18 protein-coding genes are annotated in these 20962 nt (G+C 48.5%); 9 read left to right on the top strand and 9 right to left on the bottom strand.

The genetic code is table 11. The features are described 5' to 3' along the window. The first annotated feature begins 76 nt into the window (after nt 1-76). The 3 genes from H6570_11375 (at nt 77) to H6570_11365 (ending at nt 3261) form a co-directional block, all read left to right on the top strand. On the top strand, nt 77-1582 hold the full coding sequence (locus H6570_11375; GenBank protein MCB9319877.1) for a hypothetical protein: 1506 nt from the start codon (nt 77-79) through the stop codon (nt 1580-1582). A 157-nt stretch (nt 1583-1739) separates the two neighbouring features. Continuing rightward, nucleotides 1740-2600, top strand: a complete 861-nt coding sequence (locus H6570_11370; protein ID MCB9319876.1) for a 3-keto-5-aminohexanoate cleavage protein — start codon at nt 1740-1742, stop codon at nt 2598-2600. Then, nucleotides 2590-3261 carry an acetyltransferase gene (locus tag H6570_11365; protein MCB9319875.1) on the top strand — a complete coding sequence of 224 codons (672 nt, stop codon included), beginning with the start codon at nt 2590-2592 and terminating at the stop codon, nt 3259-3261. The genes H6570_11370 and H6570_11365 overlap by 11 nt, the downstream gene beginning before the upstream one ends. 6 nt (nt 3262-3267) lie before the next feature. On the opposite strand, the gene H6570_11360 is transcribed toward H6570_11365, so the two are convergent. Beyond that, nucleotides 3268-6750 (bottom strand): M36 family metallopeptidase, encoded by a 3483-nt coding sequence (locus H6570_11360; protein MCB9319874.1) that lies wholly within the window; start codon nt 6748-6750, stop codon nt 3268-3270. A gap of 126 nt (nt 6751-6876) precedes the next feature. Here H6570_11360 and rlmB point away from each other — a divergent pair, with 126 nt between their 5' ends. From rlmB to H6570_11345, 3 genes are read left to right on the top strand one after another with little or no spacing between them, the layout of a single operon-like run. Next, the gene (gene rlmB / locus H6570_11355) at nt 6877-7647 is read left to right on the top strand and encodes a 23S rRNA (guanosine(2251)-2'-O)-methyltransferase RlmB (protein MCB9319873.1); all 771 of its coding nucleotides are present in this window, start codon (nt 6877-6879) and stop codon (nt 7645-7647) included. 10 nt (nt 7648-7657) lie between these two features. Then, the gene (locus H6570_11350; protein ID MCB9319872.1) at nt 7658-8626 is read left to right on the top strand and encodes a TraB/GumN family protein; all 969 of its coding nucleotides are present in this window, start codon (nt 7658-7660) and stop codon (nt 8624-8626) included. Between the two features lie 2 nt (nt 8627-8628). Beyond that, entirely contained in the window at nt 8629-9150 is a 522-nt protein-coding gene (locus H6570_11345) for a gamma carbonic anhydrase family protein (protein MCB9319871.1), read from the top strand. A gap of 146 nt (nt 9151-9296) precedes the next feature. Here the strand turns inward: H6570_11345 and H6570_11340 are convergent, their stop codons facing one another. The 6 genes from H6570_11340 to H6570_11315 form a co-directional block, all read right to left on the bottom strand. Next, complete coding sequence (locus tag H6570_11340; GenBank protein MCB9319870.1) at nt 9297-10817, bottom strand: glycosyltransferase family 39 protein; 1521 nt, start codon at nt 10815-10817, stop codon at nt 9297-9299. A gap of 152 nt (nt 10818-10969) precedes the next feature. Further along, nucleotides 10970-11743: a phytanoyl-CoA dioxygenase gene (locus H6570_11335; GenBank protein MCB9319869.1), complete on the bottom strand. Its 774-nt coding sequence runs from the start codon at nt 11741-11743 to the stop codon at nt 10970-10972. Nucleotides 11744-12040: 297 nt separating this feature from the next. After that, nucleotides 12041-12913 (bottom strand): hypothetical protein, encoded by an 873-nt coding sequence (locus H6570_11330; protein MCB9319868.1) that lies wholly within the window; start codon nt 12911-12913, stop codon nt 12041-12043. A 177-nt stretch (nt 12914-13090) separates the two neighbouring features. Then, complete coding sequence (locus tag H6570_11325; GenBank protein MCB9319867.1) at nt 13091-13975, bottom strand: DMT family transporter; 885 nt, start codon at nt 13973-13975, stop codon at nt 13091-13093. 114 nt (nt 13976-14089) lie between these two features. After that, nucleotides 14090-15541 carry a flotillin family protein gene (locus tag H6570_11320; protein MCB9319866.1) on the bottom strand — a complete coding sequence of 484 codons (1452 nt, stop codon included), beginning with the start codon at nt 15539-15541 and terminating at the stop codon, nt 14090-14092. A gap of 31 nt (nt 15542-15572) precedes the next feature. Beyond that, nucleotides 15573-16172: a hypothetical protein gene (locus H6570_11315; protein ID MCB9319865.1), complete on the bottom strand. Its 600-nt coding sequence runs from the start codon at nt 16170-16172 to the stop codon at nt 15573-15575. 382 nt (nt 16173-16554) lie between these two features. Between H6570_11315 and H6570_11310 the strand changes: the two genes are divergently transcribed. From H6570_11310 to H6570_11300, 3 genes are all read left to right on the top strand, one after another. Beyond that, a complete protein-coding gene (locus tag H6570_11310) occupies nt 16555-17487 on the top strand; it encodes a ribose-phosphate pyrophosphokinase (GenBank protein MCB9319864.1) in 933 nt (310 codons plus the stop codon). A gap of 138 nt (nt 17488-17625) precedes the next feature. Continuing rightward, nucleotides 17626-18201, top strand: a complete 576-nt coding sequence (locus H6570_11305; protein ID MCB9319863.1) for a 50S ribosomal protein L25 — start codon at nt 17626-17628, stop codon at nt 18199-18201. 242 nt (nt 18202-18443) lie between these two features. After that, nucleotides 18444-19211, top strand: coding sequence for an amidohydrolase (locus H6570_11300; protein ID MCB9319862.1), 768 nt, complete (start codon nt 18444-18446; stop codon nt 19209-19211). A gap of 16 nt (nt 19212-19227) precedes the next feature. On the opposite strand, the gene obgE is transcribed toward H6570_11300, so the two are convergent. Continuing rightward, entirely contained in the window at nt 19228-20223 is a 996-nt protein-coding gene (obgE, locus tag H6570_11295) for a GTPase ObgE (GenBank protein ID MCB9319861.1), read from the bottom strand. A gap of 25 nt (nt 20224-20248) precedes the next feature. Next, nucleotides 20249-20827 carry an adenylate kinase gene (locus H6570_11290; GenBank protein ID MCB9319860.1) on the bottom strand — a complete coding sequence of 193 codons (579 nt, stop codon included), beginning with the start codon at nt 20825-20827 and terminating at the stop codon, nt 20249-20251. Between the last annotated feature and the right edge of the window lie 135 nt (nt 20828-20962).

Below are 20962 nucleotides of genomic sequence, written 5' to 3'. Positions count from 1 at the left end.
TTGAGTCCTTGCGTCGTTTTGTAAGTATTGCATATCTTAAAGGATATGCCCGTACCGTATTTAATATGACCGTATCATGAGAACGAAAATTGTACTTTGGGGTAATGACGAAAAACAGGAGAAGATCCTGATTGCTGTGGAATTGTTGGTTGACGATGTAAAAGTAAAAGTGTACACCTTTCCGCTTGAGGTGGCTACGGAGGAGTTCACCAATGCGATGATGAAAGATTGGCGAAATGACAAAGAAGTCGCATTTCCGGAAGGATTTCACGAGTACACGAATGACTTGTCTTTGAGTGATCCTTTATTGCCTGCAGGAATTACTGCAGAGCGTGAGGATGTGGTTCAGAGAGCGCAAACCGAATGGCAATTCATTGTCTTATCACAGCGATTAAAACATTCTTTTGACCAGGAACTCGATGATTTCAAGGAACGGGTCAAAAGCATCTCTGAATTTGATCACCCGCTCTGGGAAGATCTTAAGTCATTCTGGAACAAAGTACAGGATCAGGTCAAAGAGCGTAACCTCTTTAAAGAACACGTTCAGGATTTACGGGATACCACCAATAAACTCTTTGATGATCTGAAGAAAAAACGCCGGGCGATGGACGATGCCTTTGAAAGAAAATCAAAGGAATTTGCCACTCGCTTCGAGGAGGAGTTGAATGAGATCAAACAAAAAGTGGATGATGGACTTAGTTTACAGCCCATTTTTGATGAACTGAAAAAAATACAAAGCCGGTTTAAGGATTCTCCTTTGTCACAGGGTGATCGCTCCCGCGTGTGGGGCAAACTCGATACGTTGTTCAAAACGGTGAAAGAGAAGCGTTATGGCGGCAGCGGGGCCGGAGTCAAAGGCAAAAATGCTTTTGAGCGTTTGCAGCGGCGCTATGAGGGATTGTTGCAGGCTATCCAGAAGATGGACCGTAGCATTGAGCGTGATAAAAAGGATCTGAATTTTGAAAACCAGCGTATTGCCGAAACGCAGGGCCAATTGGAAGCCCAGATCCGGCAGGCCAAGATCCAGATGATTGAGGAACGCATCCGCTCCAAAGGGGAGAAGTTACAGGAAATGCATCAGACCCGTGGAGTGCTGGAACAACGTATGGCTAAAGAAAATGAACGGTTAGCTGATCAGGCTGAAAAAGAAAAAATAGAAAAAGCCAAGCAGGATATCAAGGATAAGATCGCCAAAGAGATCAAGGAAGCTGCCCAGGCAAGGGAGGAAGAACTTGGTGATAAACTGGAGCACGCGGTAGCTTTGATCCACGAGGATGACATCAGGGAGGAACCAGCTGCAGAGCAGCCGGTAAAAACGCCATCAGCCGAAAGTGGTGATCAACCCAAGAATGAGGCTGAAACATCAACGGTAACCACGGATGAGTCGGGTTCATCCGGAGGCGCTCCGGAAACGACTTCCAGGGAAGAAGCTCCTAAGGAATCCTTCTTTGAATCGATTGCAGACTCGATTACAGAATCCCTGGAAGATCTGGGTGATACAGTTAAAGCGGTAGCCAAAGTGGTGGGCGAGCGTATTGAAGACGCAATTGACGACTTCGTAGACCGCGACGAAGAAGAATAGTTTAGGCCGTTTAACATACATCATCCGGCAGGGACTTCCCCTTATGAAGCAGGGTACGTTTCTCCTTTTATTATTGCAGGTTGAAATGATTATTTTTGTTCTTCCGGCAGGACAACATTGTATTGTAATGCTGTAGGTTGTGAATGAGGAGAATACCATGGAAGAATTAATTATCAACTATACACCCACTGGAATGGTACCGATGAAATCGGACAATCCACATGTTCCTCTTTCAGTGCAGGAGATAATCGAAGATGTTCACCAGGCTTATGAGGTCGGGATCACCCTGGTTCATCTGCATGCACGCCACCCACAGACTTTTGAACCTGATTTTCGGCTTGAAGTTTATGGTCCCATCCTGGAAGGTGTTCGTCGTCATTGTCCCGACCTGGTCTGTGGGGTTTCACTGAGCGGTCGGAACTTCAATGAATTCAAGAAGCGGTCCGAGCCTTTGCAGTTGTATCCGGATCTGGCATCCCTCACCCTGAGTTCGCTTAATTTTTCTCGCCAGGCCAGTGTCAATGCACCGGAGATGGTGCAGGAACTGCTTCACGCCATTTATGCGCACGGAGCGCAACCGGAGCTGGAAGTTTTTGACCTCGGCATGATGAATTATGCCCATTACCTGATCCGGAAAGGATGGTTGAAACAACCCTTGTACTTCAATTTGCTTTTTGGAAACATCGCTTCCATGCAGCCACGGTTCAGCCATTTGGCAGCAGTGGTGGAAGAATTGCCGGCGGGCGCCTGGTATGCTTTCGCCGGGATCGGCGACAGTCAACTCCCGGTACATTTGATGGCAATTGCTTCCGGAGCCGGGATCCGCGTGGGCCTGGAGGACAATCTTTATTTTGATGTCCGGCGCAAACAATTGGCTTCCAATCTGGACCTGTTACGCAGGGTCCACCAATTGGCCGCGATGGCCGAGCGACCGGTGATGACTTCCGTTACGTTTGGAGAAGCAGGGTTTTACAACACACATCGCGTTAAATCTATTCGCCACGAACATGCAAATTGACATTCTTGGGCGTGATCATTTTGCCCTGGCCGTGCAGTTTGATCTACTGAAAGACCTGTACGGGCAGTTACCGGATATCCGCATCATAGCTAATCTGGAATCTGAAGACAATCCAATGGCCAATGTTCCTTTTGCAATGCCTCGCGATCGCTTTGAGGAAATTCCACTCAGCCAGTGGAAGGATGAACCGGCACGCATGCTGCTGATTGGAGCTATGACCGGCAAAACCATCAGGAAAATCCTTATGCATTTCCAATCGATAATGCCAATGGCTCCAGAACGCTTCCTGCGCCTGGTCCATCCATCAGCGGTCACCGCACTAAGCGCTCACATAGGATATGGTACAGTCATAGAACCGCTGTCGGTGATATCTTCGTTCGCCCGCTTACATGATTTCGTTTGGGTAAAGCGGGGAGCTACCGTTGGGCATCATACCGTCATTGAATCTTATACTAACATCAACCCGGGTGTTACCATTGCATCAGGTTGCAGCATAGGGAGTGAGTGTCTGATTGGAGTGGGAGCCACCATTTCCGATAGGGTGACCATTGGACCACGTAGCATCGTCGGCGCGGGATCAGTTGTCCTAAAGGACGTGCCTCCCGGTAAGATCGTGGTTGGCAATCCAGCCCGCATCCTGCGCGATAACGACAAATACTAGCTCTGATCAATACCGGATCAGTTTCTGTCGGTAGGTCAATCCTGTCGAACCTCTGAACAACAAAACATAACACGCCGCAGGTAGATCGCCGGCTGAAAATGTTGCTCTTTCCGTACCCTCCATGTGCCATTGTTTCATGAGCTGTCCGGTAAGTGACCACAGTTGAAGGTCTCCGGATTGTTCCGGCAGCTGTATCTGAAAGGATTGGTGGTAAGGATTGGGATATACCTTTAATCCGGAGATCTGGTCTAACGAAGTACGGGAAGTGCTTACCGGTACGGACTCAACAAATGTCCCTCCGTCCTGAGCTTCTGTGCAAACATCGGCGTTACCGGAAACCTGGAGACATGTCATCGATTGATACTGGATCAGATCCATCACTTCAATATCATCCACCCACCATCCTTCCCTGGCCACCTGATCATCGGTTCCAAAACGAAACCGGATGCGAATATCCTGTCCGGTAAATGGTCTGAGATCGAGGTAGGAAGCAATGTATTCCGGCTGGTTACCATAAAAGCCTGACCGGTCCGGAGCAGAAAAGGTCGTGACTTTCACGGGACCATTATACCCTGTCCGGATGAAGTCCGGGTCGACCGGATTCCAGCGGATCCCGTCAGTACTGATTTCTATGACCCCTGCATCACTGCCCCACTGGGTATCCCAACGGTGGTAAAAACGCAACACCGGAAATGACCCGTGGACTGCTATGGGGTCTATCAGGCTGATTACCTGATCGTTGATGGAGGCCGTGTTGGGAACAAACCAGGCATGCTCGCCCGAATGCGCGATCGTTTTGTCCAATGACCAGATACCGGTTCCGGACAAATTTTCCAGATCCCACAATCCGTCACCCGATTCCAGATCGTCAAGAAAGTTTTGCCGGGAGGCCCGGCCCGGGTCAGATAATGCTGCATAACGGATGATCAGACTGTCTCCGGCCGGGAGCGTGATGCCTTCGAACCGAATGTTTTGACCCGATTGTTTCGCGGTCACAGTTGCTGTCTGGGCAAGGAAAGTAAGTCCATCAGCCAGATCATCCGTCAGTGTGCCCTCCTCTAAAGCTTGGCCCCGGTCATTACGAACTTTGATCTCTGTCCACACCGTATCCCCGGCATGAATCAATTTCGTCATTTGTTTGGCCAGAAACACCGCGTTTGAGCAGCTGGGTGGAAGATCAAAGGCAGTAACACCATCCGCCACGATGAGTGGGTTGTTTTGCCGTGCAGAATAACCGACACCCCGTCGGGCAAAGGCATCCCAGATCAGACATTCATTTTCTGCGTTATTGAGTAGTTTGTCAGTCTCGATCAAGGCAGCCCGCATATCCGTAAATCCGGGACTGCATGGCAAAATTTTAAGACTCTCTACCAATAATTTCAGTGCCCGGTTATTACCGCCATTTCCGGTAGTCAGGTTGCTGTCGTATCCGTAACGATCGGTCAATGCCCAATAAATGTCCCACAGGATGGCATTGCCGACAGCTCCCACACCATGTGGTACGGTGGCATTCCATGCTGTAAAGTAGGTGTAGGGACTGACGGACAGATCCGTACTGTAAGGATAGGCGCGTACCCCATCCAGCGGATCCTGGCTGCGGGTAAGATAATTGGCAATCGGGCGGGGCCTGGTACCAACGTCTCCTGGCAATGTAGTCATAAACAGGGCAAAGAAGTCACTCCATCCTTCATCCATCTGTTCTCCGTCATCTTCAGTTCCGTCACCATTGTAGTCGGGATTGTTCAGGCAGCCTATCGTGGCCGGACCTCCTACCAGTCGCTGGCTTACTCCGTGGAAGTATTCATGGGCAATAACGCCGTTATCCAGCGTGGCATCCACAAAATTCGGTCCGGTAAAAGACGGCAATTGCAGGGTAACATTCAGGGTAGTACCGGCATAACTGCGTAGCTTGGCACAATCGGAGACGCTGAGTGACACGGTTGGTATTGTCGGTTCAGCCAATCCGTTGACCACGCCCATTTCTACCGGTTTGTCTTCGTAGTTGCAGACGATGCAGCCGATAGCACCGGCATTTTCAGCAAAGAGGGCCTTCTCCTGGAATGTGCAGTTCCCCCGGTCAATCATGGCAATCTTTCCTTTCACTTCATTGCCGTTGATCAATGTGCTGCAACTATAAGTTGGCGTGTTGCTGCCGTCATTCACGAAAACCACCTGACCTGTTATAGGTGCCGTCGAGACCCCAGGACCAAATGCAGCTGAAGCAGTCTTATACGTGCCGGTAATATTGGACGGAGAGTTTACCGTAAGCAGCTGATCGTCGGGCAAACCCCAGAGGTAGGGACGCAGATAAGAGGTATTGCCATCGGTGGAAGGCACAAAATCGGCATTATTTTCTCTTCCACGGTCAGCGCCAAACTGACTTAGCCCGATCAACGGGTCGTTTCCTTTACCCTTGCCGGAATAATTGGTGACCTGAAAGTTCGCATCCTCACCAAACCCATGATGGAAAAGGACATCGTGCAGGGTATTAAGCTGATAAAACAGTTGTACGTCGACGGCCTTATGATACGAAACGGGTTCCTTGTCAAGCTGAAAAGCATACTGGAATTGCAGGTCACTGCCACCGGTGGTCTCACTGCTGTCGGGCTGGAAATCAGCATTGCGATCAAGGAATACGCGGGCATTGTTGCCACTGGTCGTCAGGCTGTCAGCGCCGGGAATGCCATTGGTGTCGTGCCACCCGAACGGTGATGCATCAGGATCTGCCGGATTGGTGATCAGCTGCTGGCCTTCAACGAGAGGGCTTTCGGCGGGATAGGGTAGGACCAGGTACGAACCTTCACCGGCATCCGGGCTTGATGCCAAAACCGGAAGAACTTCCTGGGTGCGGACCGTATTGGGATTGAAGTCTTCGCCTATACAATGCGATCCCAGGTCTTTACGATAAAGGATTTGTGCTGACGTTGGATCAAGTCCGAGTTCCCAAAGGGTGCTGCGGTCCTCGGGAATGTACCGGATCATCAGCATCAATACCCAATTCTGGTCTGCATTCAAATGATAGGCATACCGTGTTTCCAGATTCGAAAAGGCCACCTGGGGTAGCGTCCATTCCTGCCATGAAGCTGGTGCGTTTTGTCTGACATCGAGTTCTCCGATGGCGGAGGCATCAAGATGAAAGAATTTTTGCAAGACCTGTGCTGCCGGTTTTGTTTTCTCGTCACCCGTAGTATTGACCGGCACGACGGTCTTGGTGACCTGGCCAAATGAAGGACGGTTGTTGCGCCATAATACAGCTGCAATGATCCCGTCGCAGGGGAGATCCCGGTACATCAGCTGATAATATCGATAGACTGCGTCCGGTACGGCTGCAGCATTTTCACCGATGGACTGCCAACTGAAAGCCGTCCTGTCCAGAATTTGTTGATTGGAGGAGTTCCACAGACTATCGAGGAAGGGTCCGGGTACGGATTGAGCCTCAGCAGAACTCAGGGAAGCCCAGATGAAAAGGGTATATAACAATGTTCTCATTCCAGTAATGTATTCTCAAGGCATAAAGATAATGGTACCGCATTACAACGGTTCATTTTACAGGAAATGAACGATATGGAATGGTATAAATTTCCTAATGCCTGATTAGGGTTGTATTTTTCCACGATGGCAGCATCGTCACAATGGATCATTGGCCGCAACCCCGTCGAGGAGGCTTTGCAAAGCGGCATCGAGATTGAAAAAGTCTTCCTGCAGCAAGGCATAACCGGAGAAGTAGAAAAATTTTTAAGGCACACCTGTAAAAGCAGGGGTATCCCGCTGTCTGTCGTGCCGAAAGATAAAATGCGCAAAATGGTCTCCGGCGCTCACCAGGGGATCGCTGCTCTGATTGCCCCGGTCCAATACCAGATACTGGAGCAGGTGTTGCCTGATTTATTTGAGACAGGAAAAGTCCCTTTACTGGTCATGCTGGATGGCATTCAGGATGCCCGAAATCTGGGAGCCATTGCCCGATCAGCCTGGGTGTTGGGGGTGGATGCTCTGATCGTAGGTATGAAAAACAATGCCCCGATCAATGAGATTGCCGTCAAAGCCAGCGCCGGTGCTTTATTGAAACTACCGGTTTGCCGTGTTTCAAGCCTGGTCAACACACTGCTGTATGTGCAGGCCAGTGGCTGTCAGGTATACGCCAGCGATCTCCAGGCTGAAATGTCGCTGGAAGAGCTGGATCTGACGGAGCCGATGATGGTGATCATTGGATCAGAAGGGGAGGGGATACAAAATGCACTGGCAAAACGGTCTGACCGGCAATTTATCATTCCACAGGCCAGATCCTTTGATTCGCTGAATGCTTCGGTAGCATCCGGAATTATCTTCTATGAAATTTTTAAGGCCCGCATAAAATCTTTTGGCCCGGATTCGGGTTCATTACGGTAAACCTGCATCGATGATCAGAAACCTCTTTTCAACCATATTATTCCTGACCGGGATTGCAACCATTTTGCAGTGTTCCTCCGGGAGGGTAATTGCGGCAACAGGCACACCCGCTATTTCAGCTCAGGATACGACACCTCTTGCAAACTCTTTGTTGTGGGAAATTTCCGGAAATTCGCTGGCGACTCCCTCCTACCTTTTTGGTACCATTCACATCATCGACAAGGACAAGTTCTTTTTACCCGAACAAGCTCTGCAGGCGATTGATAAGAGTCAGCGGATGACGTTCGAGATCAACATGGAAGATATGTCGGATATGAGTGTGATGATGTCTCTGGTCACCAAAGCCATGATGAATGGTGGCGTGAAGTTGAGTGACTTGCTTTCCGCTGAAGATTATAAAGTCGTGGAGGACTATTTTAATGAAAAGGGTTTACCCATTATGATGCTGGAGCGCATCAAGCCCATGTTCCTCACTGCGTTCGCCTCTCCCGACGTAGAAGCTGGCAGTATGGATGATGGGTCTATCAAGAGTTACGAATTTGAGCTCTTTGACCGGGCGAAAGAAAAGAACCTGGAAATCGGCGGATTGGAAACCGTGGACTACCAACTCAGTTTGTTTGACAGCATTCCGTACGCCGAACAGGCTAAGATGCTGGTTGAAAGTATTCAGATGAATGACGAAGGCAGTGATCAGTTTAACCAGATGATGGATATGTATCTGAAACAGGACATCGAATCAATGCACACCATGATCAACGACGAAGGCCAGGGTGTAGGCGGATACGAGCGTATGCTCGTGGAGAACCGCAATCGCAACTGGATACCCGAAATGAGAAAGATGATGACGGATAAGCCCACCTTCTTTGCCGTTGGCGCGGGTCATCTGGGGGGGCCTCACGGTGTGCTGCGCTTACTGATGCAGGCTGGCTATACGGTGAAACCACTGTTGAAACCCTTACCACAAAGTCAAAAAATGTAACGATGGCGCTGATCAGGACCATAAGGGGTTTTACACCGAAATGGGGTGAAGATTGTTTCCTCGCGGAAACGGCTACTGTTCTGGGCGATGTCATTCTGGGCGATCAGTGTTCGGTCTGGTACAACGCAGTTATCCGCGGTGATGTAAATGAGATCCGCATTGGTAATCAGGTCAACATCCAGGATGGCGCGGTGATCCATTGTACGTATGAAAAAACTGGCACATATATTGGTAACCATGTAAGCATTGGCCATCTGGCATTGGTCCATGGCTGTACATTGGAAGACAATGTGCTGGTAGGTATGGGAGCTATCGTGATGGATAATGTGGTGGCACAGTCCAATTGTCTGATCGCTGCCGGTGCCGTCGTGTTGGAAAAGACCATCCTGGAATCCGGGTTCATTTATGCCGGTGTTCCGGCTAAAAAAGTAAAGGAACTGGATCCGGAAACCGCCAAATTTTATATTACCAGAACAGCGGCGAATTATGTTGCTTACGCAGAATGGTTTCGAAATCCAGGTTGATTAACAAATTTTAGAAGGAAAAAACGTTCTTGACAAGTATTTTCTTTTAGATATTTTTTACTTACCTTCGTTAGAATATTAGGGTGTTCTCATAGTGTGTTCAAGCCCTCCGATCCTGTTGGAGGGCTTTTCATTTTTTATAATCCTTAAAAAGGATTATCTCCAACCCGATCGAGAGCACTTTGCCACAAGTCCTGGACTGATGCAGTGGGCTTCGTACACAAATAAACCCTGGTTCCGAATTCACGGGCTAAAGGATTCGTGACCTGGCCGATCGAATCCACCTGACCAAAAAAAGATGCCACATCTTCACCCAATTCATCATTGATGTAGATCAGGGTATTGACGTCAGGAGAGAGTTTCCTTGGTGCCCAGTACAAATAGCTTTCATGAAAACTCACAGGTTCCGGTAATCCTTGACCCAGGATAGCAACCGCGCCAGCCTGGCCATAATTCTCAGCATAAATAATAGTGCTCTTTGGGTCGGCCATCGAATAAGCTTTCTCCGCAGCCCGGGCTATGTCATCCCAGCCCAGCATATCGGAAAAATCCTGGGGAAGTGCATGATTGGTTCCGTCTTCAAATCGCCGGCCGACATTGACCCCATATTTGGATTCGAGCCGGTCATAATAAGCTGCCAGGCGCTCTACACTGAAAACCGGAAGAACAATGGGCAAAACCGGCAACGTGAGGATCACCATAACCGAAATCATAACCCATGCCATCCATTCTTTCTTTAAAAGGGAAGACCACCACCAGGCGCCGGCAGCAATCAATGGAATGAACAGGCCAGCCGTATAATAGCTTTTCCCGTTTACCATAAACAGGAATAAAAATACCGATAGGATTACCCAACTCAGGAACCGGTAGGGTTTGAGGCCGGGTGAGAAACACAAAGCGATCAGGCCCGGAATGGTCAGCAAGATGCCGGCAAAGGGCATCAGAAGCTGGTCCGACAGGAAACCTGATGCCTCTACATGGACCAGTTGTTTATCGTGCAGGGTCTGCAGATGGCGAATCAATGGCCAGTGATGTTCTGTTTGCCAGATGATATTGGGAAGAAAGAGGATAACCACAATACCGGAGGCGTACCAGAAAGATCGCAGTCTGAACCAGTTGCGGTAAGGGGTGAATGGCAGGAAGATCAGCAGTCCCAGAACTTGTAACCCAAGCAGATATTTATTCAATAATCCCAGCCCAATGCACAGCCCCAATGCATACCATGCCCTCGGATGTCCATTTATGATCCTCAGGATCAGATACCAGTTCAAGGTCCAGAGGAAAATATCTGTACATACCGGTTGGAATAAATAAAACGACCGGAAATAAAGTGCACCGACAGAATAGCCCGTTACGCTTAAAAGCATCCCCTTTCGATCTCCACCAATCTCCCTGGAGATCCCGGCAACCAGGAAAACCATCACCCCACTCAGCAGTGCCGGATAAACTTTGGCTGCCCAGATGGTTGTACCAAAGAGGACCGAAAAAATCTTCGCAATCCATGCCGTCAATGGTGGTACCGACGCATAGCCAAAGGAAAGGTGCCGTCCTTGTACGAGGTACAATAATTCATCGCGCATAAATCCCGGATGGGGGATCGCCAGACGCAACACAATATGGCTTATGGCCAAAATGCCTAATCCTATCGTTAGCTTCGAAACCTTCATGCTTTAGATACGGATGATGTCCGTGCTATGTTACAACCTGGTTAGATTATGACCAGGCACACAAGATAACAGGGATTGGCCACAGACGTTCCACAAAAAAAGAGGCAGTTAAAACACAACTTACTTTATGACTTTAATTAAGATCATCATTATCACTCAAGTATTCCCATACGAATAGCTCTTTCGACAGGAGAATGTGCAACATCTGAATCTGTAACCGACAATTCACCTCGTAACAATAATGGTGGTTGTGCCATAAATTTAGGAGTACTACCCCTGTGTTGTTGGGCTGCGTGAACCAGAAAGGGATGACACAGGTAAACAGTTCCAGCATTACCAGTCGCAAAAACTTCATTTCTATTTGGTAACTCCTCTAATTTCCCTGCCAGCTCCACAAAAGAAAGACCTTCATCACCTTCGCTGGATAATAGCCGTGCAACATCGATATGAGAACCTTCATAAATGACGGTTGGGGCATCATTTTCGCTGACATCGGAATATAAAATCAACATCAACAATGCCCGACCTTTTGATTTGATATTAACCCGCCATTCAAAAAAATTATTCGGGTCATTTCCCGGAAAACTTGCATCCACATGTCTGCCGGTATCGTCAGGTAGTTTACCGGATGGAAATCTGACAGGAAATGTTCCAACGTTAAGGCAAGGTATCCATTTGTCCTTACCAATCAATTGATTAAATGCATCATGCAGCTTTGGAGTATTCACAGAATAAATAAAAGGTTCATCGGTGTACATTCCCAAACGAATTACAGGCTCAATCCAGGTCGACGGGTCCGACCTCTCACAGGGCAGGTCATTCCAAAGGATTTCTAATGCAGCATCTGCCATTTCCTTGGAAAATGAATCATCAAGTTGAATAAAACCTTTATGAATAAAATGCTCTATTTCTTGTTTACTTAGCATACTTCAAATAATCTAATGGTAAAATAAAACCACCCGCTGGCTATACAATCTGGTTTGCCAGAAGAAATGGTTTAGGAATTAAATTAAATGAATAATGGAAGCGTGCACTTAGTGCAATTTAAGTGCATTGCTTAAGGACAAAGTCTCCTAAAATATGATAATATCATGCACATACTTATCCTTCAAAATATGGAGTTTCCACAAATGGTCAATCAAAATCAGAATGCCTATTGCATCGCATACTCCATTTACGAAGCTGGACTAAAATCATTAAGCTTTAACCTGGGATGTGAAGACTCAGGCCGCCTGAAGCAAAATATCATCGGCCAGGTGGGTGATCCACAGGGAAGGTTCGTAATTGTCATCGAAGCTGACCCAGCCCGGTAATGGCTGTCCGGGGGTGGTATACCAAAAATGGTCCTCCTGCTGATTGCTTTGCAGCCACTGCAATGCTTTACGGCAACCCGGATGCTTCAGCCGGTGCTGGTCCCGCATCAGCCGTAACATTTCCAGCCAGCTGGTTTGCGGATAGAATGGAAATACCAGGTGCTGCAGGTTGAGATCCAGACGATGGTCCAGAAAAAGATTATTGAAAAGCAGGTAATCCAGCCCTTCTTCCAGCTTTTCCTGCATGCGGAATGTCCACTTACCGGGATAGCGATCCTGGTAGACGGAGAGGGCAATCAACGATTTGGTGATGCTGTGAATGCAGGTCACTTTTTGCTGCTGTGAAACAGATCCGCCATTCAATTCTGTCCCGTGGCACCGCATGGGTTGGGTATTTACGATTGAATTAATGCCTACCCGTAGCAGGTCATGATCCGGAAGCCCCAAACGGATCAGCAGAGTTGTCTGGATCGCATTGTAAATGGCATCGATCTCCGCAGCATCCTGCGAGAGTGCGAATCCTTGCGGGGTCCAGTTCTGCTCCAGCATGATCATAACCAACCGGCGGACGTGAGGATCCGCAAAAGAATGATTGATCTCGGCAAACTGGCTCAGTCGCAGGATCAGATTTTTTGTGGAATAGGGGAATGGTCGAAGCAGCTTCTGATAGAGCGGAGACTGCTGCAGGGCAGGAATGTACGATTTGGAAGGTAACTTAACAGGCCTGTCCGGCATAAACTGGACATCATAGATGGGATCAAAACGATTTACTGCGGTCCTCATGTGTTTGTTTTTGGGTTCAACAATCAATAAACATCCTGGTCCGCTGATGATTCGTACAAACTAAAAATGAGAAAGCCTTATTCGTGTAAATGGTGTACCCTATTAAACGATAACGATTCAATTCACCCACAGATTGTGTTACCGGGCCTGCATATTTGTTCCTTTTAAATTATGGGGCTAACCAGGCAATGCTTTTTTGGGACGACGCTGAACCAGGTAAACCCCGGCGAGAATGCATCCTATGGCCAGAAAATGTTGCCCGCGGATGATCTCTCCATCCAGGGCGCCCCACAAAACTGCAACGATCGGCATAAAGTAGCTGACCATGGAAGCAAAAATCGGAGTGGTGATCTGGACGAGATAATAATACAATACGGTAGCCATCGCAGTCCCTGCCAGTACCAGGATCAGGACATAAACCAGTGCCTCCCGGGCCGCTTCACTGTGGAGCAGATGGTTGGAATTGACTGGTAACAATAGAAACAAAATACTGGGTATGGCCGTCAACAGGAACGTCACTGCAGTGATGTCAACCGCATGCATTTCGCCAAGCTTTGCCTTAACGGTGTTGGCACTTGTGCCGTAGCACATGGTGGCGATGACCATGAGCATGCTGTAACCGAAAGAATTTCCGGAACCGGACTGGTTTTGCATCAGGATCAGCCCAAAGGCTCCTGCCAATCCCAGGAGGATTCCTCCCAATTGCCGGCTGCTGAACCGGAGACTGAACAGCAGAATGCCGATGATCATGGTAAAGATGGGTGTCAATGCATTGATGATGCCCGCAACAGAAGACGATACCCGCGTCTCGCCCCATCCGTAGAGCGTGAAAGGGATCAGGCTGCCTACAAACCCTACCACCAGCAGGGCGGGCCAGCGTTCCCATTGGATCTTGCGCCAGCGATAGATGGTCCAGGGTAAAAACAACAGACCGGTCAGACTTAACCGGATAGCAACCATCTGATAAGGGTTGAAGCCGGTCAGGCTCTTCTTGATCAGGATAAATGAACTACCCCAGGTAAGGCTTAAAAACACTAACACCAGAACAGAGCGCCAATTCATCGTAATACAGTACGGATAAGCTGGCGAAGGTACGATTTAAGTCCATACCGGTGTTGATCGCGGATTGGTGTATTTCCAATCAACTTTCAGGAATGTACCGGACTAATTTACCGGTTACTTCTTGGCCGGTTTGTCCTTTGGTGCCTCGGAGGCTTCATTGAGGACGGCCGGATCTTTGTCGTCCTTTTTTCCATTCTCCTGACTCTGTACCTTGCCAAGATAGGCAGGCAGGTCCATGCCAGCCATGTTAAAGAGGTCATTCAGCGGAGGAATGGATTTATACAGGCTCGACACGAACTTGGACGTTGAGGTGTTGTCACCTCCATTGCCATTTTCCCAAACCGTGACCTTGTCGATCTTCATGTTCTTGATTGCATCAACCTGCGTGCGTACCAACTCTGGAAGTTTGTCAGCGATCATCATCAATACGGCATCGCGGTTGTTCCCTCCGGCGGCTTCCACGATTCGCTGGAAACCTTCAGCTTGTTTGGTCAAAACTTCATAGAGGCCTTTAGCCTGGGCTTCCTGACGCAGGAAAATAGCATCAGCATCACCTTTCGCGACCGCAATGGTCTGTTCGGCCTTGGCTTGTGCCTCAATCACAAGTTTTTGTTTTGCGATCTCGGCCTGGACGATCTCGTCGGCTTTTTTGGTTGCCATTTCGCGTTCGGCACGCGCTATCTCCGCTTCTTTTTCCGCTACGTAAGCTTCTTCCAGTGCTTTTGCGGCCTGGATCTTCTCCGAAGCAGTGGCAAGTCGCAGGGACTCGGCTTCTTTCTGACGCCTTTCGGCATTGGATTGGGCAATTTTTATTTTTGCATCGTTTTCTCCATCGATCGATTTAGCAGAGGCGCTTGCTTCACCAATTTTGGCGTCAGCTTCAGCGGAAGAAACCTGGATACGTTCGTCTTTGAAGGCAATGGCTTCTCCGATGGAACCGTCGCGGTTTTTCTGGGCCACGCTTTGTTTGGCGTCGTTGATGGCTTTGGCGGCCGCTTCTTTACCCAAAGCTTCAATGTAACCGGATTCATCCTGAATGTCGGTAACGTTTACGTTGATCAGGGTCAAGCCGATCTTGCGTAATTCGGCGCCCACGTTTTGCGATACGTTGGACAAAAATTTATCCCGATCCGAGTTGATTTCTTCAATATCCATCGTGGCTACCACCAGACGGAGCTGTCCGAAGATGATATCCTTCGCGATATCCCGGATGGATTCCGTGGTTTTCCCAAGCAAACGTTCCGCGGCATTCAACATGGTTCCTTCTTCGTTGGATATGGCTACGGTGAACCGTGAGGGTACATTGACACGGATATTTTGCTTACTCAACGCGCCTTTCAGGTCTACATCTATCGATATGGGACTCAGGTCCAGGTATTCATAGCCCTGGATGATGGGCCAGACGAATGCGGCACCACCGGCGAGGCATTTTGCGGAGCCCTGCCCGGTCTTACCATAGATCACCAGGATCTTATCGGAAGGACAACGTTTATAACGGGCTATAACAAAGATGAGAATACTGAGCAGGAATAGTATTCCAACAAAAGAGGTTATTAATTCGACCATGGTAGGAATGGTTTAGTTCGTGAACAAAGGGTCAAAGTGATTCGTCTGGCGTAACCAGAACGGATTGTTTATTCAGGAGGCTCACAATGCGTATTTTGGTGCCGGTGGGCAGGCGGTGGCCTTCTGTCCAGGCTTCAATTTCACGCAGGGAGCCGTTAATATTTACGTGTATTTTTCCGGGACCATGTTTTTCTTCCGGAATGGAGAAATAAACTTCTCCACTGCTGCCAATGGCAGATTCCATATGGAGTGTACCTTCTTCTTCCAGCTTATGCAGCAGATACATGATGTAAGCCACGGTAGACATGGCCGCTATGCCGGCAATCAGTGCTACCAGTAGGGCCAGCGTAGCATTCTGGGCATTGTCGAAGACCAATATGCCGATCCACCCAAAGAAGGTAAAAAAGGCCAGGATACTGCGGATGGAGAACAAACTGAATTCATGTTCCAGCGCCAGGTCATTTTCCAGGCTGTCATGTTCCATGTCAAGCGCCCCGTCGGTGCCCAATCCGACCAGGCTAAGAACAAATTGGATGAGGAATAATGTGGTTGCAATGACAGCGACACCCCAAAAAATGTGCTCGATCGGAGACAATCCATTCCACCATTCCGCTAGAGTCATCGAAGTCATGCAATGCCTATTTCGTGGTATTTATTAAAAATAACTGCAAGGACCCTGGTATGGCAAATTGTTCGACGAAACAAGGCAAATTCTCGATGGTTTTCCGTGAGGCTCGATGACTCTCTTTGAGTGTGGGATGTTTTACCATTGTTTGAGCATCCAATGAATGATGGTTGATGAAATTCTGGCAGACAGGGACATGACGATGAAGGCAGTAGGGAATCGTTTTTGGTTCCTTGAATTAACGCATTGCTGGCGCAGCATTGGAAATTAACGTATCGCCCGGTATAAAGGAGCACTGGCCTTAGCAGGTCAATTCACAAATTGATATATTTGCGGCTTAAGAGCAAAAACAGGTCATGCCCGGGGCATGCATCCCAAAGCAGTTAATATGGTTGATGTAAAGATCTTCGGCGGCACCAACAGCCGATCCCTTTCTGAAAAAATAGCTGACTATTACGGATATTCTCTGGGAAGCCTGACGGTTCACCGGTTCAGCGATGGTGAAATCCAAACGGAGATCAATGAATCGGTGCGCGGTGCGTATGTATTTTTTATCCAGTCTACCTTTGCTCCGCCGGAAAACCTTCTCGAATTATTGATGATGATCGATACGGCCAAACGGGCATCTGCCGGATACATCTGTGTGGTAATTCCCTATTTTGGATATGCCCGGCAGGATCGCAAGGATAAACCCAGGGTCCCGATTTCAGCCAAACTGATTGCGAATCTGATCGAAGCAGCCGGTGCTAACCGGATGATGACCATGGATTTTCATGCCGACCAGATCCAGGGCTTTTTTGACATCCCGGTTGACCACCTTAAGAGTGAAGCCATCTACATACCGTATCTGGAATCCCAAAAACTGGACAACATCATATTCGCTTCTCCGGATGTGGGCGGAGTGAAGCGGGCGCGGACCTACTCCAAATATTTCAAGCGGGACCTGGTGATCTGTGACAAGTACCGTAAGAAAGCCAATGAGGTGGATCGCATCACGGTCATCGGTGAAGTGGATGGCGCAGACGTCATCCTGGTCGATGATATCGTAGATACGGCAGGAACGCTTTGCAAGGCAGCCGATGCACTGATCGAGAAGGGTGCTAAAAGTGTACGTGCCATTTGTACCCACCCGGTATTGTCCGGCAAGGCATTTGAAAATATTACCAATTCCAAAATTTCGGAACTGATCGTGACGGATACCATTCCGTTAAAGCAAAAGCATGAGAAAATCAAAGTGCTGACCACCGCTAAATTATTCGCCCGGGCCATACGAAACACCCACGAACACCGCTCCATCTCTGCTTTGTTTGTGGACGGGTGATGCCCATCAAAGACTGTCTCCATGGGTCAACTTTAAACACGCTGGCTGGGTAGTCCGGCAATTTTTGAAATTCCTTTTACTTATAAGAATTTGTATTATCTTTGCAGTCCTGTTTGACAAGGTGTTAAAATATTAACGATGGAAATTATAACCATAAACGGAAGTTCACGTCAGGAACTGGGAACCAAATGGGCCAAACAAGTACGCAATGAAGGCCTGATCCCATGTGTTTTGTATGGTGCCGATACCAATATAACGTTTACTGTAGACCCACACGATGTAAAGAAACTGGTCTATACCTCTCAATTTAAGGTGGCAGAAGTCAACGTTGACGGAACCATCCATAAATGCATTCTTAAGGATGTGCAGCTCGATCGTCTAACCGACGAGGTGATCCACATCGACTTTTTGAAATTAACGCCCGGGCATAAAGTGAAAATCAATGTGCCACTGGCAACCAAAGGTGCCTCACCAGGTGTGAAACTGGGTGGAAAGTTGGTTACCAAAATGCGTAATATTTCAGTGAAAGTAATGCCGGAAAACCTGATTTCCGAAGTGACTGTTGATGTGTCTGGTTTGGATCTGGGACAGACAGTCCGGGTGCGTGACATTGAAAAAGTAGAAGGTGTGGAGATCCTGAACGCTCCCTCCATTCCGGTAGCTACCGTGACCATTCCACGTGCTCTGCGTTCAGCTACATCCAAGCAAGATTAATCTTTGAAGGCGGAGAGTAACGAAACTGTTTCGTTACCGATTCATAAAAAGAGACGTACCTCCAAATACGTCTCTTTTTTTTATGGTACCTGAATCGTTCCGGATTCCTGCCAGCCATGATTTGCCGTACCACCTTCCGTATTAATTTCAAATCTCCATCTGCCGGGTTTCACATCATAATTGTCCATTAAAAACAGTTATTAGCTTATTTTGGAGCTTTCAATAATTTATCGGACACCTAAATGAAGGTAACTCTTATCCAAAGCAACATCCATTGGGAGGATGCCCAGGCTAACCGGGATCATCTGGATCAACTGATGCAGCGCGTTCCGGGCGATACGGATCTGATCGTTCTACCGGAAATGTTTACGACCGGATTTACCATGCATGCCATGAGCCAGTCGGAAACGATGGATGGGCCGAGCATCCTCTGGATGAAGGAAAAGGCCAGACAGATGGATGCAGCGATTGTGGGAAGCATTATCATCCGGGAAGGGTCACGTTATTACAATCGATTGATCTGGCAGCTTCCGGACGGCCAGATTGTCCATTACGATAAGAAACATCTTTTTTCCTATGCCGGAGAGGATCAGACCTATACTGCAGGTAAGAAACGATTGAGTGTTACCTTCCGGGAATGGACCTGTGTGCCTTTGGTTTGCTATGACTTGCGTTTTCCGGTCTGGAGTCGCAATACGTCCGGCTATGATCTATTGCTGTATGTAGCAAACTGGCCACAGGTGCGCAGCCAGGCATGGACTTCTCTGCTGAAAGCCCGGGCCATTGAGAATCAGTGTTTTGTTCTGGGCGTGAACCGGGTAGGCTGGGATGAATCGGGTAATTATTATTCCGGCGAAAGTGCGATCATTGATTACCAGGGTGAAGAAATAGCCACAAAAAAAGACGATGAAGACCTGCTATATGCCGAATTGGACCGGGAAAAACTGCAGGAATTCCGCAGGCAATATGCATTTCTCCGGGATCAGGATGCATTTAAGATCCTGCCCTGACAATTTGAAATTTTAATCACCACTCATTGAGCATTTTCCACAACAGGTCTTTCAACCGGTCGAGGCCGTAACCTGATACCGCCGAAATGAATACTACCGGAACATCTTTTGGTAATTGTGGCCGGAGCAGGTCTTCCCATTCCTTATCAATAAGATCTGATTTGGTGATCGCAATGATCCGTGGTTTATCCATGAGTTCCGGATTAAATTCATGGAGTTCATGGGTCAGGGTATGATAGGTCTTGGTAGGTTCGTTTTCTTCGCAGGAGATCATGAAGAGCAGGACGGCATTGCGTTCGATGTGCCTTAGGAAGCGCAGACCCAGTCCTTTGCCCAGGTGTGCATCTTCGATGATTCCAGGGATATCCGCTACTACAAAAGAACGGTTGTCACGGTAGGGAACTACCCCCAGATTTGGAGTCAGGGTGGTGAATGCATAGTCTGCTATCTTGGGTTTGGCTGCACTGATGCTGGAGAGGAGCGTTGATTTTCCTGCATTGGGAAATCCTACCAGGCCGACATCAGCCAACAACTTTAGCTCCAGGATCTTCCATTCTTCCCTGCCTGGCTCTCCCGGTTGGGCGTAACGCGGAGTCTGATTGGTTGCAGATTTAAAGTGAACATTTCCGAGTCCGCCGCGGCCTCCGGGAACCAGGATTTTGGTTTCTCCTTCTTCGGTGATCTCAAAATGGATCTCACCGGTTTCGGCATCCTTGGCCACCGTGCCCAACGGTACGTCGAGGATCACATCGTCGCCATCCGCACCGGTCATTTCCTGGCCTGCTCCGGGCTGACCATGACCGGCAATGACATGTTTGCGGTATTTCAGATGAAGTAAAGTCCAGAGTTGATTGTTGCCCCGTACCAGTATATGCCCACCCCGGCCACCATCGCCACCGTCAGGCCCTCCTTTAGGGTTGAACTTAGCCCGGTGCAAATGAGGTGAACCTGCTCCGCCCTTACCGGAGCGGCAGCAAATTTTTACATAATCAACAAAATTCTGGTCGGCCATACGATGATAATACCAGAAGAACGGTTTAAGACTGATGTTGTTCGATCAGATCGCAAAGCCCACCGAAGATTTCTTCGATGGAGCCGATGCCATTGAGGGTTGAAGCTTTTCCTTTTTCCTGATAGAACGCGAACAAAGGTGCAGTTTTGGCTTCGTATTCACGGATCCGGTTGCGTATGATGGACTCGTCCTGGTCGTCGGAACGGCCGGAGGTTTCACCACGCTTCAGGATCCGGGTGACAATTTCATCTTCTGACACTTCGAGTGCCAGCAGCAGGTCAATCGTCCAGCCCCGGGAAGCGAATAATTCATCCAGCGCTTCTGCCTGCGGGATCGTGCGGGGAAATCCGTCCAGGATGAACCCATTGGAATCCAGGTGGTGATCCAGTTTATTGGCAAGCATTCCGATGGTGATTTCATCGGGTACAAGTGCACCCTGTGAGATGTATTCTTTTGCTTTCAGACCAAGCGGGGTATTATTACCCATTTCATAACGAAACAGGTCACCGGTAGAAATATGGATTAAGTCGTAAGCTTCAGCGATTTTGATCGCCTGCGTGCCTTTTCCGGAACCCGGAGGTCCAAACAAAATTAAATTAAGCATGTGACAACACTTTACATGATACAATAACAATCGGTATAAACCCGGAAAGGCCTGCTCGGGTTTCATTGGTTCAGAGCGGGCGGAAAGATAATAAAATAGTTGAGTTTGTCGGATGATCTGCGGGTCTGCCGGCGT

Source organism: Lewinellaceae bacterium (assembly GCA_020636135.1).
GTDB lineage: Bacteria > Bacteroidota > Bacteroidia > Chitinophagales > Saprospiraceae > JAGQXC01.
This window is presented reverse-complemented; position numbering and strand designations above follow the sequence as displayed.

Coding starts and splice junctions, on each gene's coding strand:
- H6570_11340 (MCB9319870.1), bottom strand. CDS start 10,817: ATGAAGGTTTCGAAGCTAACGATAGGATTAGGCATTTTGGCCATAAGC.
- H6570_11300 (MCB9319862.1), top strand. CDS start 18,444: ATGAAGGTAACTCTTATCCAAAGCAACATCCATTGGGAGGATGCCCAG.
- H6570_11330 (MCB9319868.1), bottom strand. CDS start 12,913: ATGAGGACCGCAGTAAATCGTTTTGATCCCATCTATGATGTCCAGTTT.
- H6570_11290 (MCB9319860.1), bottom strand. CDS start 20,827: ATGCTTAATTTAATTTTGTTTGGACCTCCGGGTTCCGGAAAAGGCACG.
- H6570_11320 (MCB9319866.1), bottom strand. CDS start 15,541: ATGGTCGAATTAATAACCTCTTTTGTTGGAATACTATTCCTGCTCAGT.
- H6570_11365 (MCB9319875.1), top strand. CDS start 2,590: ATGCAAATTGACATTCTTGGGCGTGATCATTTTGCCCTGGCCGTGCAG.
- H6570_11310 (MCB9319864.1), top strand. CDS start 16,555: ATGGTTGATGTAAAGATCTTCGGCGGCACCAACAGCCGATCCCTTTCT.
- H6570_11375 (MCB9319877.1), top strand. CDS start 77: ATGAGAACGAAAATTGTACTTTGGGGTAATGACGAAAAACAGGAGAAG.
- H6570_11360 (MCB9319874.1), bottom strand. CDS start 6,750: ATGAGAACATTGTTATATACCCTTTTCATCTGGGCTTCCCTGAGTTCT.
- H6570_11370 (MCB9319876.1), top strand. CDS start 1,740: ATGGAAGAATTAATTATCAACTATACACCCACTGGAATGGTACCGATG.
- obgE (MCB9319861.1), bottom strand. CDS start 20,223: ATGGCCGACCAGAATTTTGTTGATTATGTAAAAATTTGCTGCCGCTCC.
- H6570_11345 (MCB9319871.1), top strand. CDS start 8,629: ATGGCGCTGATCAGGACCATAAGGGGTTTTACACCGAAATGGGGTGAA.
- H6570_11335 (MCB9319869.1), bottom strand. CDS start 11,743: ATGCTAAGTAAACAAGAAATAGAGCATTTTATTCATAAAGGTTTTATT.
- H6570_11305 (MCB9319863.1), top strand. CDS start 17,626: ATGGAAATTATAACCATAAACGGAAGTTCACGTCAGGAACTGGGAACC.
- H6570_11350 (MCB9319872.1), top strand. CDS start 7,658: ATGATCAGAAACCTCTTTTCAACCATATTATTCCTGACCGGGATTGCA.
- rlmB (MCB9319873.1), top strand. CDS start 6,877: ATGGCAGCATCGTCACAATGGATCATTGGCCGCAACCCCGTCGAGGAG.
- H6570_11325 (MCB9319867.1), bottom strand. CDS start 13,975: ATGAATTGGCGCTCTGTTCTGGTGTTAGTGTTTTTAAGCCTTACCTGG.
- H6570_11315 (MCB9319865.1), bottom strand. CDS start 16,172: ATGACTTCGATGACTCTAGCGGAATGGTGGAATGGATTGTCTCCGATC.